The sequence below is a fragment of the Kribbella qitaiheensis genome (assembly GCF_014217565.1).
In the GTDB taxonomy this organism is placed as follows: Bacteria; Actinomycetota; Actinomycetes; order Propionibacteriales; family Kribbellaceae; genus Kribbella; species Kribbella qitaiheensis_A.
In genome coordinates this window covers 1,511,498-1,526,324 of record NZ_CP043661.1, presented here as the reverse complement: position 1 = coordinate 1,526,324, position 14,827 = coordinate 1,511,498, and the positions used below count along the sequence as shown (strand labels likewise).

Annotated in this window: 11 protein-coding genes and 1 pseudogene; 9 read left to right on the top strand and 3 right to left on the bottom strand. The window is 67.8% G+C overall.

Annotated features, from left to right (window positions below):
* The first annotated feature begins 34 nt into the window (after positions 1-34).
* From ligA to F1D05_RS06900, 3 genes are all read left to right on the top strand, one after another.
* Complete coding sequence (gene ligA, locus F1D05_RS06910; RefSeq protein ID WP_185446508.1) at positions 35-2,164, top strand: NAD-dependent DNA ligase LigA; 2,130 nt, start codon at positions 35-37, stop codon at positions 2,162-2,164.
* Positions 2,165-2,275: 111 nt separating this feature from the next.
* A complete protein-coding gene (locus tag F1D05_RS06905; RefSeq protein ID WP_185446507.1) occupies positions 2,276-3,748 on the top strand; it encodes a hypothetical protein in 1,473 nt (490 codons plus the stop codon).
* Between the two features lie 40 nt (positions 3,749-3,788).
* Positions 3,789-4,013, top strand: coding sequence for a hypothetical protein (locus tag F1D05_RS06900; RefSeq protein WP_185446506.1), 225 nt, complete (start codon positions 3,789-3,791; stop codon positions 4,011-4,013).
* Positions 4,014-4,094: 81 nt separating this feature from the next.
* Here the strand turns inward: F1D05_RS06900 and F1D05_RS06895 are convergent, their stop codons facing one another.
* Positions 4,095-4,739, bottom strand: coding sequence for an ACT domain-containing protein (locus tag F1D05_RS06895; RefSeq protein WP_185446505.1), 645 nt, complete (start codon positions 4,737-4,739; stop codon positions 4,095-4,097).
* A gap of 226 nt (positions 4,740-4,965) precedes the next feature.
* On the opposite strand from F1D05_RS06895, the gene gatC reads away from it, so the two are divergent.
* From gatC to gatB, 3 genes are all read left to right on the top strand, one after another.
* Positions 4,966-5,265 carry an Asp-tRNA(Asn)/Glu-tRNA(Gln) amidotransferase subunit GatC gene (gene gatC, locus F1D05_RS06890; protein WP_185446504.1) on the top strand — a complete coding sequence of 100 codons (300 nt, stop codon included), beginning with the start codon at positions 4,966-4,968 and terminating at the stop codon, positions 5,263-5,265.
* Between the two features lie 82 nt (positions 5,266-5,347).
* Complete coding sequence (gene gatA, locus F1D05_RS06885; RefSeq protein ID WP_185446503.1) at positions 5,348-6,853, top strand: Asp-tRNA(Asn)/Glu-tRNA(Gln) amidotransferase subunit GatA; 1,506 nt, start codon at positions 5,348-5,350, stop codon at positions 6,851-6,853.
* The gene (gene gatB, locus F1D05_RS06880) at positions 6,850-8,352 is read left to right on the top strand and encodes an Asp-tRNA(Asn)/Glu-tRNA(Gln) amidotransferase subunit GatB (protein ID WP_185446502.1); all 1,503 of its coding nucleotides are present in this window, start codon (positions 6,850-6,852) and stop codon (positions 8,350-8,352) included. Before gatA ends, gatB begins: the two co-directional genes overlap by 4 nt.
* A gap of 670 nt (positions 8,353-9,022) precedes the next feature.
* Here the strand turns inward: gatB and F1D05_RS06875 are convergent.
* Positions 9,023-9,313, bottom strand: a complete 291-nt coding sequence (locus tag F1D05_RS06875; RefSeq protein ID WP_185446501.1) for a hypothetical protein — start codon at positions 9,311-9,313, stop codon at positions 9,023-9,025.
* A 735-nt stretch (positions 9,314-10,048) separates the two neighbouring features.
* Here F1D05_RS06875 and F1D05_RS06870 point away from each other — a divergent pair.
* Both F1D05_RS06870 and F1D05_RS06865 read left to right on the top strand, forming a co-directional pair.
* Positions 10,049-10,534 carry a general stress protein gene (locus tag F1D05_RS06870; RefSeq protein ID WP_185446500.1) on the top strand — a complete coding sequence of 162 codons (486 nt, stop codon included), beginning with the start codon at positions 10,049-10,051 and terminating at the stop codon, positions 10,532-10,534.
* 266 nt (positions 10,535-10,800) lie between these two features.
* A pseudogene (locus F1D05_RS06865) lies at positions 10,801-12,188 on the top strand (IS1380 family transposase); the annotation flags it as partial.
* Positions 12,189-12,807: 619 nt separating this feature from the next.
* Here the strand turns inward: F1D05_RS06865 and F1D05_RS06860 are convergent.
* Complete coding sequence (locus F1D05_RS06860) at positions 12,808-13,938, bottom strand: PQQ-dependent sugar dehydrogenase (protein WP_428995003.1); 1,131 nt, start codon at positions 13,936-13,938, stop codon at positions 12,808-12,810.
* A 349-nt stretch (positions 13,939-14,287) separates the two neighbouring features.
* Here F1D05_RS06860 and F1D05_RS06855 point away from each other — a divergent pair, with 349 nt between their 5' ends.
* The gene (locus F1D05_RS06855) at positions 14,288-14,809 is read left to right on the top strand and encodes a hypothetical protein (protein ID WP_185446498.1); all 522 of its coding nucleotides are present in this window, start codon (positions 14,288-14,290) and stop codon (positions 14,807-14,809) included.
* The last annotated feature ends 18 nt before the right edge of the window (positions 14,810-14,827 follow it).

Genomic DNA, 14,827 nt, shown 5'->3' with positions numbered 1-14,827 from the left:
GGGATCTGTCGGTGGGTGGCAGTAGGTTTTGCTTATGAGCACGGAGATTCCCGACACAACAGCTGCCGATCAGCCCGCCGCGCCTCCTGAGATGAGGGAGCGGCATGCCGAGTTGAGCCGGGAGATCGAGGAGCACCGGTTCCGCTACTACATGGCCACCTCGACCATCTCCGACGCCGACTTCGACGCGTTGATGCACGAGCTGCAGGGGATCGAAGAGCAGTACGCCGAGCTGCGCACCCCAGACTCACCGACCCAGAAGGTCGGCGTACCGATCTCCACGCTGTTCACCGCGGTCGACCACCCGCAGCGGATGGAGAGCCTGGGCAACGCCTTCTCCGCCGAGCAGATGGAGGCCTGGGCGAAGCGGCTCGAGCGCGAGGTCACCGTCAAGCAGATCCACGACAGCGGCTTCCTCTGCGAGCTGAAGGTGGACGGCCTGGCGCTCGACCTGGTCTACGAGAACGGCCGGCTGGTCAGCGGCGCCACCCGCGGCGACGGCCGCACCGGTGAGGACATCACGTTGAACGCCCGCACCATCGACTCCATCCCGAACGAGCTGGCCACCGACAAGCCCCCCGCGTTCCTGGAGGTCCGCGGTGAGGTCTACTTCCGCGTGGAGGACTTCACCGAGCTGAACGCACAACTCGTCGCCGCCGGCAAGGACCCCTTCTCCAACCCCCGCAACAGCGCGGCGGGATCGCTGCGGCAGAAGGACCCGCGAGTCTCCGCGAGCCGTCCGCTGCGGTTCGTCGTGCATGGACTCGGCAAGGTCGAGGGCCACCACATCGCCCGGCTGTCGGAGGCGTACGAGCAGCTGCAGGCGTGGGGTCTTCCAGTCAGCGACCGGGCCCGCAGGGTCGGCACGCTCGACGAGGTGAACGAGTTCATCGCGTACTACGGCGAGAACCGGCACTCCGTCGACCATGAGATCGACGGTGTCGTGGTGAAGGTGGACGAGGTCGACCTGCAGCGCGCGCTCGGCTCGACGTCGAGCGCCCCGCGCTGGGCGGTCGCGTACAAGTACCCGCCGGAAGAAGTCACCACCAAGCTGCTCGCAATCGAGGTGAATGTCGGCCGCACCGGCCGCGTCACGCCGTACGGGGTAATGGAGCCGGTCCGGGTCGCCGGGTCGACGGTCGAGTTCGCGACCCTGCACAACGCGCAGGAAGTGGAGCGCAAGGGCGTCTACCCGGGCGACACCGTCGTACTGCGGAAGGCCGGCGACGTGATCCCGGAGATCCTCGGGCCGGTGATCGAGCTGCGTCCGGACGACGCGAAGCCCTGGGTGATGCCGACCGAATGCCCGTCCTGCGGGACGACGCTGCGGCCGATGAAGGAAGGGGACGTGGACATCCGCTGCCCCAATTCCCAGTCGTGCCCGGCCCAGTTGCGCGAGCGGTTGTTCCACATCGCCGGGCGGTCCGCGTTCGACATCGAGGTGCTCGGCTTCAAGGCCGCGGACGCGCTGATCAGCAGCGACCTGATCGCCGACGAGGGCGACCTGTTCGGGCTGACCGAGGAAGACCTGGTCAGCAGCTCCTTCTTCACCACCAAGGCCGGCGCCCTGTCCGCGAACGCGCAGAAGCTGCTCACCAACCTCGAGCAGGCCAAGACGCAGCAGCTGTCCCGCGGCCTGGTCGCGCTGTCGATCCGGCACGTCGGCCCGACCGCGGCGGCCGCGCTGGCGGCGGCGTACGACGATATCGACGCGATCGAGGCGGCCACCGAGGAGGAGCTGTCCGAGATCGAGGGCGTCGGGCCGACCATCGCGCACGCCGTGATCGAGTGGTTCGAGGTGGACTGGCACCAGGAGATCGTGCGCAAGTGGAAGGCCGCCGGTGTTGTGATGCGCCAGGAGCGGACCGGGCCCGTCGTCGAGCAGACGCTGACCGGGCAGTCGGTCGTGGTCACCGGCACCGTCGAGGGGTACAGCCGGGACGAGGCGACCGAGGCGATCGTGTCCCGCGGCGGCAAGGTGGCCGGTTCGGTGTCGAAGAAGACGTCGTTCGTGGTGGTCGGCGATTCGCCCGGATCCAAGTACGACAAGGCTGTTCAGCTCGGGGTGCCGATCCTGGCCGCGGCCGGATTCCAGGTGCTGCTGGACCAGGGCCCGGAGGCCGCGGCGGCGATGGCGGCCAACCCGGAGCCGGGCGACGCGTAGTACCCGGTGTCCTGACTGTGGACACAACTCGGCATCTGATGGAGCCGAACGACGTCCTGATCCGTCGGACTGTTAGTTTGCACCGTCTATACAGGGTTCAAAGGAGCGAATATGACGACGCCGCCACAAGGACCGGGGGGTCCTGGGCAGCCGGGGGGCCAGCCCGGCGGGCAGCAAGGGGGACAGCCGGGTCAAGGCGGGTGGGGCCAGCAGCAGCCTCCGCAGGGCGGCGGCTGGGGACAACGTCCGCCCGCGCAGCAGCCACCCCAGCAGCCTCCGGCACCGCCGCAGCAGGGTCAGCCTCCGCAGCAAGGTTGGGGCCAGCCCGGACAAGGCCAGCCGGGACAGCAGCCCGGACAGACCGCGCCGGGTGGCTGGGGTCAGCGTCCGGGCGAGCAGCAGCCTCCGCAGCAGGGCGGCTACCAGCAGCAGCCGTGGAGCCAGAACAAGCCTGGCCAGCAGCCCGGCTGGCAGCAGCAGCACGCCCAGCAGCCTTGGCAGCCCGGCGGACCGGGCGGTAAAGGCTCGGGTGGCGGCGGCTTCGGCAAGGACAAGATGCCGCTGTACATCGGCGGTGGCGTGGTCGGTGTCGTGCTGATCGGACTGCTCGTCTTCCTCGGCGTCAAGGCGCTCGGCGGCGACGACAAGAAGGAAGCCGACAACCCGCCGGTCACCACCAACACGCAGCCGACCAACACGCAGCCGACCGACGCGCCGACGACTCCTGGTGGCGAGGAGACGACCGCGCCGACCAACGGCGAGCTCGGCAACGCGACCGGCCAGGCCAAGACCGCGACCGAGAAGTTGCAGGCCGCCGGCTTCGGCTGCAGCGATCTGTTCAACGGACCGCAGGGTGCGCATCGCGGCTGCTTCAAGTACGACGGCACGAAGTCGGCCGAGGTCATCTTCCAGTTCCAGTCCGACGGCACGATCATCGGTGTCAAGGTCCGGTCCGAGGACAACGACAACGTCAACAACGCGGCCGTCACCTTCGACGCGGCGCTGCAGGCGATCGGCAACGACACCTTCGGTGGTAGCGAGGTGGCGAAGGTCCAGCAGGCGGTGAAGACCGGCCAGAAGCGGACCAAGGTCGGCAGTACCTGGGGCGAGTTCGAGCTCACCAACTACGGCGACGACCTGCAGATGTCCGGCGGCAAGTCCGGCTCGGACTCGTTCGAGATGCCGCGCAAGCAGTTCCAGATCACCGAGGCGCAGCTGAACGCGGGCCTGAAGGCGAAGAAGTACACCTGCACCTCGCTGTGCAAGAAGACCGTCGGCAAGTACGGCTCGCAGCTCATCAACGGCTACGGCAGCAGCAGCGGCGGCCTCAGCTCGTTCAACATCCGGGTCAGTGGCGACCCCAACGACGTGAAGGCAGCGATGCCGGGTGCGATCGCGGACGGGTTCGGCATCCTGAGGGGCCCGGACGTCGAGGCGCTGAAGTCGTACGTGACGTCGCACAGCGACGGCAAGTCGTACGCCGGGTACGTGTCCGGCTGGCGGGTCGAGATCACCGGCGACACCTCCGACTCGGACTACGGGTCGCGGACGGTCTCCATCCGGTACGAGTCCTTCTACGTGTAGGTACTGTGGAAGGTCAGTAGACGAACAGACCTGAGGTGCGATGAAGTTCGAGCCGGAGAAGCGGGAAGCCCGGCAGGTGTCGAAGCCGCCACCCGAGGCGTTGCAGCGGGTGGACGGCGGCGGCGCCTGGGGGCCGACCCAGTTCGACCTGCCGGAGCGCGGCGACAAGAACGGCCAGGCGATCACCATCGTCGTCCTGATCGGCGTCGTGATCCTGCTCGTCCTCGCCGGCCTGTGGACGCTGGCGTACTTCAAGTTCTTCTGATCCACCGAACGAAAGAACCGCCCTCTCCCTTGCGGGGGAGGGCGGCTCTTTGCTGTCTGGAAGTTTGCTGTCCTGAGAAGCTCAGGCGGTGGCGTGGATGGTGACGGCGAGGTTGGCCAGGTAGCTCAGCCGCGCGACCTCCGAGCCGAGGAACTCCGGTCCACCGCGGCGGCCGATCACCAGCACCCGGCGGTCGGACTCCAGCGGCGCGGCCACCAGCACGGACTCCGACAGACCCTGGTGGCTCGGGGCGACCAGCGTGGTCGCCTTCTCCAGTGGGAGCCACTGGTTCACCAGGTCGCCGAACTCCGGTGTCGCGCTCGTCTCCAGGACGACCTTGATCTCGCCGCCGGTGCCGTCCAGCAACGCGGCCCAGTCGGCGTGCAGCACCGAGGGCGCCTGCTCGACCAGGATGTCGACCGCCTCGGCCGGCGCCGACGTCATCTGCTCGACGGCCTCGAGATCCATGTGCAGGCCGCCACCCGCGCCGTAGCGGGAGAACCAGATCACCTCGACGTCGTCGACGCTGTTGCAGGCCGAGACCAGCCGGTCGGGCAGCACGCCCGGTGGCAGGTCGACCACGATGTCGTCGACGGCGGTGCCGTTCTCGCGGCGGTGCTCGACGATCTCGATGGCATGGATGTCGGCGTTCACCTCACCGAGGGCGGTTGCCACGGTGCCCAGCGAACCGGGTCGGTCCGGGATGATCAATCGCAGCAAGAACACCGAACGATCATCTCCCAGCCGATTACCACGCAAGTTACGCCCTGTCGCGGCCAATGCTACAGAGCGGAACCCAGAGACACGCCCGGCCTCTCACTTTCTGGTCCGAACTAGGTTGTCCACAGCCCGTCGTATATAGCGCGCAAGGAGGCCGTGGTGGCCCACTAGGATGGCCCGGTCGGACTGAACCAGCGGTCCGGCCATCCCGCGAGACCATTGGATCCCTTTCATGCCATCGATTACCCGCGAAGAGGTCGCCCACCTGGCGCGACTGGCGCGGATCGAGCTCTCCGACGACGAGCTCGACCACCTCGCTCCGCAGCTCGACCAGATCATCGGCCTGGTCGCGCAGGTCAGCGACGTGGCCGCGGAGGACATCCCGCCGACCTCGCACGCGTTGCCGCTGAGCAACGTGATGCGCAAGGACGAGAACGTGGCGTGCCTCACGCCGGAGCAGGCGCTGTCCGGCGCCCCGGCTTCCGAGCAGCAGCGTTTCCGGGTACCGCGGATCCTGACCGAGGAGGGCTAGCCGTGAAAGAGCGCATGCGAATGAACCAACTAACACAGCGCGCCTCGTTCTTCGGCGGTTCCGAGCGAAGCGAGGTCCGCGGATGAGCGACCTCACTCGTAAGACAGCGGTCGAGCTGTCGGAGCTGATGACGTCCGGCGAGACGAGCTCGGTCGAGATCACCCAGGCTCACCTGGACCGGATCTCCGCGACCGATACCGCCGTGCACGCGTTCCTGCACGTCGACACCGAGGGCGCATTGGCCCAGGCGGCCGCGGTCGACGCGCGCCGGGCCAAGGGCGAGGAGCTCGGCCCGCTGGCCGGCGTTCCGCTCGCGCTGAAGGACGTGCTGACCCAGGACGGCGTTCCGACCACGGCCGGCTCGCGGATCCTCGAGGGCTGGAAGCCGCCGTACGACTCGACCGTGGTGAAGCGGCTGAAGGCGGCCGGCATCGTGATACTCGGCAAGACCAACATGGACGAGTTCGCGATGGGCTCTTCCACCGAGAACTCGGCGTACGGACCGACCCACAACCCGTGGGACCTGGCCCGGATCCCCGGCGGTTCCGGCGGCGGCTCGTCAGCGGCCATCTCGGCTTACCAGGCGCCGCTGGCGATCGGCACCGACACCGGTGGCTCGATCCGTCAGCCGGCCGCGTTCACCGGCACGGTCGGTGTGAAGCCGACGTACGGCGGCACCTCGCGGTACGGGCTGATCGCGCTGGCCTCCAGCCTGGACACTCCCGGCCCGTGTGCCCGGACCACCCTCGACGCGGCACTGCTGCACGAGGTGATCGCCGGCCACGACCCGATGGACTCCACCTCGATCGACCAGCCGATCCCGCCGATCGTCGAGGCCGCCCGGCGCGGTGACGTCAACGGCCTGCGGGTCGGCGTGGTGAAGGAGCTCGGCGGCGAGGGGTACCAGCCCGGTGTCGAGGCCCGCTTCCACGAGGCGGTCGAGCTGCTCACCAAGCTCGGCGCCGAGGTGGTCGAGGTGTCCTGCCCGCACTTCCAGTACGCCCTCCCGGCCTACTACCTGATCCTGCCGAGCGAGGCCTCGTCCAACCTGGCCAAGTTCGACGCGATGCGGTTCGGCCTGCGGGTCGGCGACGACGGCGAGAACGACGCGGAGCAGGTGATGAGGCTCACCCGCGAGGCGGGCTTCGGCGATGAGGTCAAGCGCCGCATCATGCTCGGCACGCACGCCCTGTCCAGCGGTTACTACGACGCGTACTACGGCCAGGCGCAGAAGGTCCGCACGTTGATCGCGCGCGACTTCACCAACGCCTTCGAGCAGGTCGACGTGCTGGTCTCGCCCGCGACGCCGACCACCGCGTTCGCGATCGGCGACCGGGTGAACGACCCGATCGCCATGTACAAGAACGACCTCTGCACGATCCCGTCGAACCTGGCCGGCAACGCCGCGGCCTCGTTCCCGGTCGGCCTGGCCGACGAGGACGGGCTGCCGGTCGGCTTCCACGTGATGGCTCCGGTGATGCGCGACGACCTGCTTTACCAGGTCGGTGCCGCGTTGGAGTCCGCGCTGGCCGACCAGTGGGGTGGCGTGCTGATGTCGAAGGCTCCGGAGCTGGAGGTCACCCGATGACTGTCGTTGCCGATGTGATGCCGATCGAGGACGCGCTCGCGCAGTACGACCCGGTGATGGGGCTCGAGATCCACGTCGAGCTGAACACGAAGTCGAAGATGTTCTGCGGTTGCCCGACCGAGTTCGGCGCCGAGCCGAACACGCAGACCTGCCCGGTCTGCCTCGGCCTGCCCGGCGCGCTGCCGGTGGTGAACGCGGTCGGCGTCGAGTCCGCGATCAAGATCGGTCTCGCGCTGAACTGCGAGATCGCCGAGTGGTGCCGGTTCGCCCGGAAGAACTACTTCTACCCGGACATGCCGAAGAACTTCCAGACCTCGCAGTACGACGAGCCGATCGCCTTCAACGGGTGGACCGAGGTGGTCGTCGACGGCGAGACGTACCGGATCGAGATCGAGCGCGCGCACATGGAGGAGGACACCGGCAAGTCTCTCCACGTCGGTGGCGCGACCGGCCGGATCCAGGGCGCGTCGCACTCGCTGGTCGACTACAACCGGGCCGGTATCCCGCTGATCGAGATCGTCACCAAGACGATCGAGGTCCCGGGCGACAAGGCCGCGGCGGTCGCGAAGGCGCTGGTGAGCCAGCTGCGCGATCTGCTGCTCGCGCTCGGCGTTTCCGACGTCCGAATGGACCAGGGCTCGATGCGCTGCGACGCCAACGTGTCGCTGAAGCCGACCGGCTCCTCGACGCTGGGCACCCGGACCGAGACCAAGAACGTGAACTCGTTCCGTTCGGTCGAGCGCGCCATCACCTACGAGATCACCCGGCAGGCGGCGATCCTGTCGACCGGCGGGAAGATCCTGCAGGAGACCCGGCACTGGCACGAGGACACCGGCATCACCACCTCGGGCCGGGAGAAGTCCGACGCGGACGACTACCGGTACTTCCCCGAGCCGGACCTGGTCCCGATCGCACCGTCGCGCGAATGGGTCGAGGAGATCCGCGCAACGTTGCCCGAGGCACCTTCCTTGCGGCGGGCCCGGTTGCAGAGCGAGTGGGGCTTCACCGACCTGGAGATGCGCGACGTCATCAACGGCGGCGCACTCGAGTACATCGTGAAGACCGTCGAGCTCGGCGTCGAGGCGCCGGCCGCGAAGAAGTGGTGGCTGGGCGAGCTCGCCCGCGCGGCCAACGAGAGCGGCAAGGACCTCGGCGACCTGGGTGTCGGCCCGGCCGAGGTGGCCGAGGTGCAGAAGCTGGTCGACTCCGGTGCCCTGAACGACAAACTCGCCCGCCAGGTCTTCGACGGCCTGGTCAAGGGCGAAGGCACCCCCGCCGAAATCATGGAGTCCCGCGGCCTCGCCCTGGTCTCGGACGACTCCGCCCTGATCGAAGCAATCGACCGCGCCATCGCCGCCAATCCGGACGTCGTCGAAAAGGTCAACTCCGGCAAACCCGCAGCAGCCGGCGCCCTCATCGGCGCCGTCATGAAAGACATGCGAGGCCAGGCAGACGCAGCAAAGGTCCGAGAACTCCTCAACACCAAACTCGGCATCTAACACCCACACCGGGGCCCGGGGCCGCACACCCCCGGGCCCACGTACTACACCACGCCCCTCCATCGGCGCTCCCGCCCGCCCGGACCGCCGCTCCGCCGTCGGGCGCTGCCGACCATGGTTCGCCGACACCTGGTTCCCGGGGTGCGGGTGGACCCTGGGATCGGGGTCCGCTGACGCGATGTTCGGCCGATAGCGCGCTATAAGTCCGGCAGCGGACGAAAGCCTGACAGCCGACGACCCAAACCCGCCTCGTCGAGCAGGCTAAGCAGCGTTCAGCCGGCAGCACCTGACACCCCTTCCACAACGCGACACCCGGGGCGATCCTTGTGCACCAGATGAGCACGGCCACCGCGGGGAATGCTCAACCGGTGCTCAAAGACGCCGAATCGGGGGCCGATCGGTCGGGACACGCCCGGTCCGGGGCTGGACTCACCAAGCCCCCGGCACGAATCCGGGCTGGCCTCGCCGACCACACCCGGCGGGTCACCTCCCCGCGGGAGCCGCGCAGCTGCGTCCCCACAGCTTGACCTCCAAGCTCCTGGGATGTCTACGTCGCCGCTCGAGGCCAGGTGCGGGTTGCCAGCAGTCAAGCTCCAGGCGGACGGCAGGGCGACAGTTGACGCGCTAATTGGATCAACCTGCAGTCATGGACGGAACTCGTGGGCAGGCCCTAGCCGACCGGGAAGATGCTTGGTCGAGGGGCAATGAGCTCGATACCGATCGCCTGCAGTTTGCGATACAGCTCCTCGGAGAGAAGGAGCATGTGCAAGTCGATCGGCCGGTCGCCTCCGCTGGCGATCAAGGAGATCCCGTTATCGGTGTCGTTCATCAGATCCAGCAAGGCGTTCTGGGCCGTCGCCCAGTCGTAGATGCTGTGGCTGGCGGGGACCAGACAGAGGTTGCCGGTGAAGACTCCGGCCAGCTCTGTGCGGGCGGATTCGAGGTCGCCGACGACAGGCACGACGGCGATCTGGGGGTCGCTCCTGGGACAAGCCGAGCCTGGAACATCACTCGCCGTTGCGACCCGGAGAGGTCCGTATCGAGTCGCGTTGCTGACCAGGTGATCCTGCAATTGGTCAAGGCTAGGCAGGGCACCCGATTGCCAGCCTTCAGCAGGGGGTGGACCCGGCACGCCGAGGCTAGGCGGGTCCTCGCCGGGTTGAGGTGCGAATTGCTGCTCGATCTGGATTCGTCCAGCAGACCATGTCCCGATGACCGTGGCACTGCCGTACCGGCGGCCCTCGTACCTGCCGCCGTAGACAAGTCTATTGGGGTCAAGGCCGACGACAGGGACCTGCAGGTTCTCGGAGCAGGCGGTTCGATCACCACCCAGTGCTAGGGCAACCTCCGCGCACATGATGGCTGAGGAGGCGCTGGAGACCACGAATTTTCCAGTCGCCTGCACCTTGTCGCCGGGACGAACAATCAAGTGTTGCCAGGTGCTGTTCATCGGTCCCACTCCAACTGTCCGGTCCCCGGTCGAGGGCGGAACGGGAGCGGACGGCTGCCGGGAGTTGCCTGTTGTCGATGCTAGCGCGAGCCAAGAATGGCGATCGCCGCAACAGCGCCCGATGCCGGCTTCTTCCGCGAGATGTTGGTGCGGCCTCTCACAGTTCATTCGTTGGTGGGGTTTCGCTTTGTCAGGGGCTGGTACTAGTGGAGGGGTCCGGTTCGGTCTGCGTTGGAAGGGAATGTCTTGCGGCCTGGGGTTGAGGTTCTGGTTCACGACACGGTGATCGTCTCCGCGAAGAGTTACCCGGAGGCACAAGAGACGGTCGGCTTTCTGCGATCGTCCGGGATGGGCCGTCACAGCCTGGCCATCGTCGGAGCCGAACTCGTCCTGACCGAGAGACCCCGTACTTCGACTGCGCGGCTCGCGGCCAAGAGCGCGAGCACCGGGCTCGGCCTCGGGTTGCTGGCAGCCGTCTTCGTGACGCTGGTCGCGGACACGAACTTGAGCGGCCTCGCCGTGATGCTCTGGGGCCTGGTGTACGGCGTGCTGGTCGGCGCTCTCGTGGGTCTCTTCCGCGGCCTGGTGCACAACCGCCCAGACGCGGTCTTCACCGACCCGCTCCCGTCACGCTACGAGGTCCGCTGCGCAGCCGCGGACGCCTCAGTCGCCCGAGCCCTCCTGGACCAACAGACCAACCTCAGCACCACAACCCTCACCGACGCCGCCTGAGATGACGGCGTCGCTCGTTGCGGCCTGACGCCTCGCCCCTCACCTGGCATGAGGTGGAGAGCAGCTTTACCCATGCCTGGCTGACCAAGCGCCCGCCGGAAGCAACCCGCGCGCGAGCCGCGACGGAGACATCCCAGGGGCTAAGCCTCGATCCACCGATGAGGGTGTTTGAGGGAGCGGGTCGGAACGTGAGAGTGCCCTTACGTGCTGGAAGAATTTGACTTCTCTAGGGTCCAATTCGTACCAGAACGAAGGGCATCTCGTAGATGCGACTTTCTCACACGCTGCGGGTGAGGTCGGCGGTGTTCGACGATCCGAATCTCGTGTCGTCGGCCGGGCTGGTTGCGGTGATGGCGCTGGCGGAGTCGGCAGGCCTTCTGGTCCTGGCCGATCAGCGGTTGAGTGTGCCGACGGACAAGGGCGCGAACGCGGGCCTGAAGGTCTGCTCGCTGGTTGCGGGGATGGTGGCCGGCGCGGACTCGATCGACGACATGGCTTTGCTGCGCCATGGCGGCATGGGCCGGGTGTTCGATCACGCCTACGCACCGTCGACGCTGGGGTCGTTCCTGCGTGCCTTCACCTTCGGGCATGTCCGGCAACTCGACGCGGTCGCGTCGCGGTTCGTGGTCGCGCCGGCCGCCAAGACGCCGCTGGTCGGCCCGGTCGGCGACGGTGGCGGCGAGTTCGTGCTGGTCGATGTCGATGACACGATCGTCGAGGTGCACGGCTATGCCAAGCAGGGCGCCGGGTTCGGCTATTGCGGGGGTGCGGGGCCTGAACGCGCTGCTGGCCACGGTCACCACCACCAGTACCGCGCCGGTGATCGTGGCCCAGCGGCTGCGGAAGGGGGCGTGCGGGTCGCCAGGCGGCGCCAACCGCCTGGTCACCGATGCGTTGAAGACCGTGCGTGGGCTATCGGGCCGCACGCCGCTGGTGCGGGCCGACTCGGCCTTCTACGGGCGTGGTCTGGTGCTGGCCGCGGTCCGTGCCGGTGCCGAGGTGTCGGTCACCGTGCGCCAGGACTTGCGGGTCAAGGCCGCGATCGCGCGCATCGCCGACGACGCCTGGACCACGATCGAGTACAAAGACGCGATCTACGACGAGCAAACCGGCCGATGGACCTCCCGCGCCGAGGTCGCCGAGATCTCGTTCACAGCGTTCGCGGCCGCCAAGTTGGCCGAGCAGGTCCCTGGCCGGCTCGTGGTCCGCCGCATCCCCGACCTCAACACCGACAAGAACAAGGCCGCCGGGCAGGAGGCCCTGTTCGACACCTGGCGGTTCCATGCCTTCTTCACCACCGTCACCACCGACGTGATGGACACCGTCACCGCGGACAAGACTCACCGCGGTCACGCGATCATCGAACAAGTCAACGCCGACCTGAAGAACTCACCACTCGCGCACCTGCCGTCCGGGATATTCGCCGCGAACGCCGCCTGGCTGGTGCCGCCGTGATGCGTTCAACCTCACCCGCGCCGCCGCCACCCTCACCGGCGGCAACCTCGCCAAGGCCGTCACCGCCACGATCCGACGCAAACTCATCAACGTCGCCACCCGGATCGCCCCGTCCGCACGGCGGATCACCCTGCACCTACCCCGCAACTGGCCATGGCAGACACCATGGACCCGCCTGTTCGCTCACGTCTGCGGGCCACGCAACCACCATGCCCTGACCACCACTCCGAACATCGGCCCGACCGGAAACCCGAAGCGGAACACCCCCCGCAGCGAGGCGGGACTCCCCACCACGCCACAAACAGCCCAGCAACGCCATCAATCCACATCAGCCCGATCGGTGGATCGAGGCTAAGGGAGTCAAGCTGTGGGGACACAGCTACGCGGATCCCGCGGGGAGGTGTGACCCGCCGGGTGTGGTCGGCGAGGCCGGCCCGGGTTCGTGCCGGCCTTGGTGAGGCTGGCCCCGGTCCGGGGGTGTCCCGACCGATCGGCCCCCGATTCGGCGTCTTTGAGCATCGGTTGAGTATTCCCTCCGGTGGCCGTGCTCATCTGGTGCACAAGGGCCTCCGGTTTCGCGGTGTGTCAGGTGCTACTGGTTGAACGCTGCTTAGCCTGCTCGGCGAGGGCGGGTTCGGGAAGTCGAGCTGCCGGGTTTTTCGTCCGCTGCCGGACTTATAGCGCGCTATCGGCCGAACATCGCGTCAGCGGACCCGATCCCGGGCCACCCGGACCCCGGGAACCAGGTGGCGGCGAACCATGTGGGCAGAGGCCAACCAGGGCCCGACGGAGGAGCTGCGTGGGCGTCGTACGTCGGGCTAGTGGGTGATGGTTACTCGGAGGATGCGGTCGTCGCCGGGTTTGGGGGTGGCTCGGCCGTCGGTGTTTGAGGTGGTTAGCCACAAGGAGCCGTCGGGGGCGGCTTCTACTGTGCGGAGGCGGCCGAATTGTTTGGTGAAGAAGGCGACTGGTTTGCCCGTACGGCGGCCTTCGGCTACCGGGATCGCCCAGAGGCGTTCGCCTCGGAGGCCGGCCATGAAGATGTAGCCCTGGGCAAATGTTATTCCGGACGGCGACGCGTCGCTGGTGCGCCATTGGGCGATCGGGTCGGCCATGCCGTCGAGTTGGCTGATGCCCTCGACGGCGGGCCAGCCGTAGTTGGCGCCGGGGGTGATCGCGTTCAGTTCGTCCCAGGTGTCCTGCCCGAACTCGGCCGCGTACAGCTGACTCCCGGCGAAGGCGAGCCCCTGCACGTTGCGATGGCCCTTGGAGATCCACAGCCTTCCGCCGGGGTTGTCGGGTGCCGCCTTGCCCTCGGTGGTGATGCGCAGGATCTTGCCGCCGAGCGAGTCGTCGTTCTGCGAGTTCGGCCGATCGCTGCCGTCACCCGTACCGGCGTACAGGAATCCGTCCGGGCCGAACCGCAACCGTCCGCCGTTGTGGATCGCGGACATCGGGATCCCGTCCAGGATCACCTCCGGGCTGGCGATCCGGCCGTCCTGGTAGGTGAACCGCGCGATCCGGTTGTCGTTGCCGGTGGAGTAGTAGGCATACACATAAGGCCTGGCCGGGTACTTCGGATCGACCGCCAGCCCGAGCAGCCCGCCCTCGCTCGACGAGTCCACCCCGGGCACAGTCCCCACCTCGGTGACCTTGTCGCCCGCGATCAGCTTCACCTTGCCCGAATCCCGTTCCGCCACCAACGCGGACTTGTCCGGCAGGAAGGCCAATCCCCACGGCACCTCGACCCCGGTCGCCACCGTCCCGGCGACGGTCAACTTCACTGCCCGCGGCTTCGCGGTGCCGCTGGGACTCGTCGGCCCGCTCGTCGTCGAAGCGGTGGACACCGATGGCTCCGCATCCCCACCGCCATCGCCGCACGCCGCCAGCAGAGCGGCCAAAGCCACCACCGCCCCCGCAGTACGAGCTGCGCCACTTGCCTTCAGCACCATCGTCTCCTAACTAGCCCATCTGCCACCCAAACCTAGCCGCGCCCCCCAGCGAGCCGCTGCACTCTCTGAAACTTGTAACCAACCAGTACCCACCCCGGTTACTCGCCAGCCCAAACCCCGCACCCGAGGGTGCTGCCCTGTACTGCGAACTGCCGTGCTGGGCCGAGCTGCGCGCACGGCCGCTGGGCCGAGCTGCGCGCACGGCGCTCGACCGGGCTGTGCGCACGGCGCCGGCCGAGTGTTGTGAGATCCACGTTGGCGCCGGGGAGCTCCGGGTGTTTGGAGGACTGTGGATTGTTGGGGAGATTGGGTGGGCGGTGGGGCCGGTTGTTCGTAGAGTCTCGGTGTGAAGTCGATCAGGTTGCCGTTGCGGGAGCAGTTTGCCGCGTTGCTGACGAAGCTGGTCGCGGCGGTGGGGGAGGCGCCGGATCTGCATGCGGACTATGGACGGTGGCAGCTGTATCGGGTTGCGGCCCGGGACAAGTGTCTGCATGGGGTGTTGCTGGAGGTTGTTGAGGAAGAGCCGGATCGGGTGCTGGCCCGGGCGGTGGTCGTCTACATGCTCGAGGTGGTGAGCCCCGATGAGCATCCGCGGTGGATCGAGAGGTTGCAGGAAGACGAGCGGGAGTTCGCGGAGCGGCGCAGTACGGAGTGGCGGGTGTTGTTGCGGGCGCGCGAAGAGGCGTTGTGCCGCGAGGAGGTCGAGGCCGGGCTCGATGGCTGGACCGATTGGTTGCAGCTGCGGATAAGCCCGTACGTCGAGGCCGAAGCGCGCGCGATGATCGAGGAGCGGGGCCGGACCACCCGGATCCGCCAACTCGCCAAGGCACCGGCCAACCGTGACGAGCCGCCCAAGGGACCGAGCTAGCGCCCCGTCTCGGAAGTT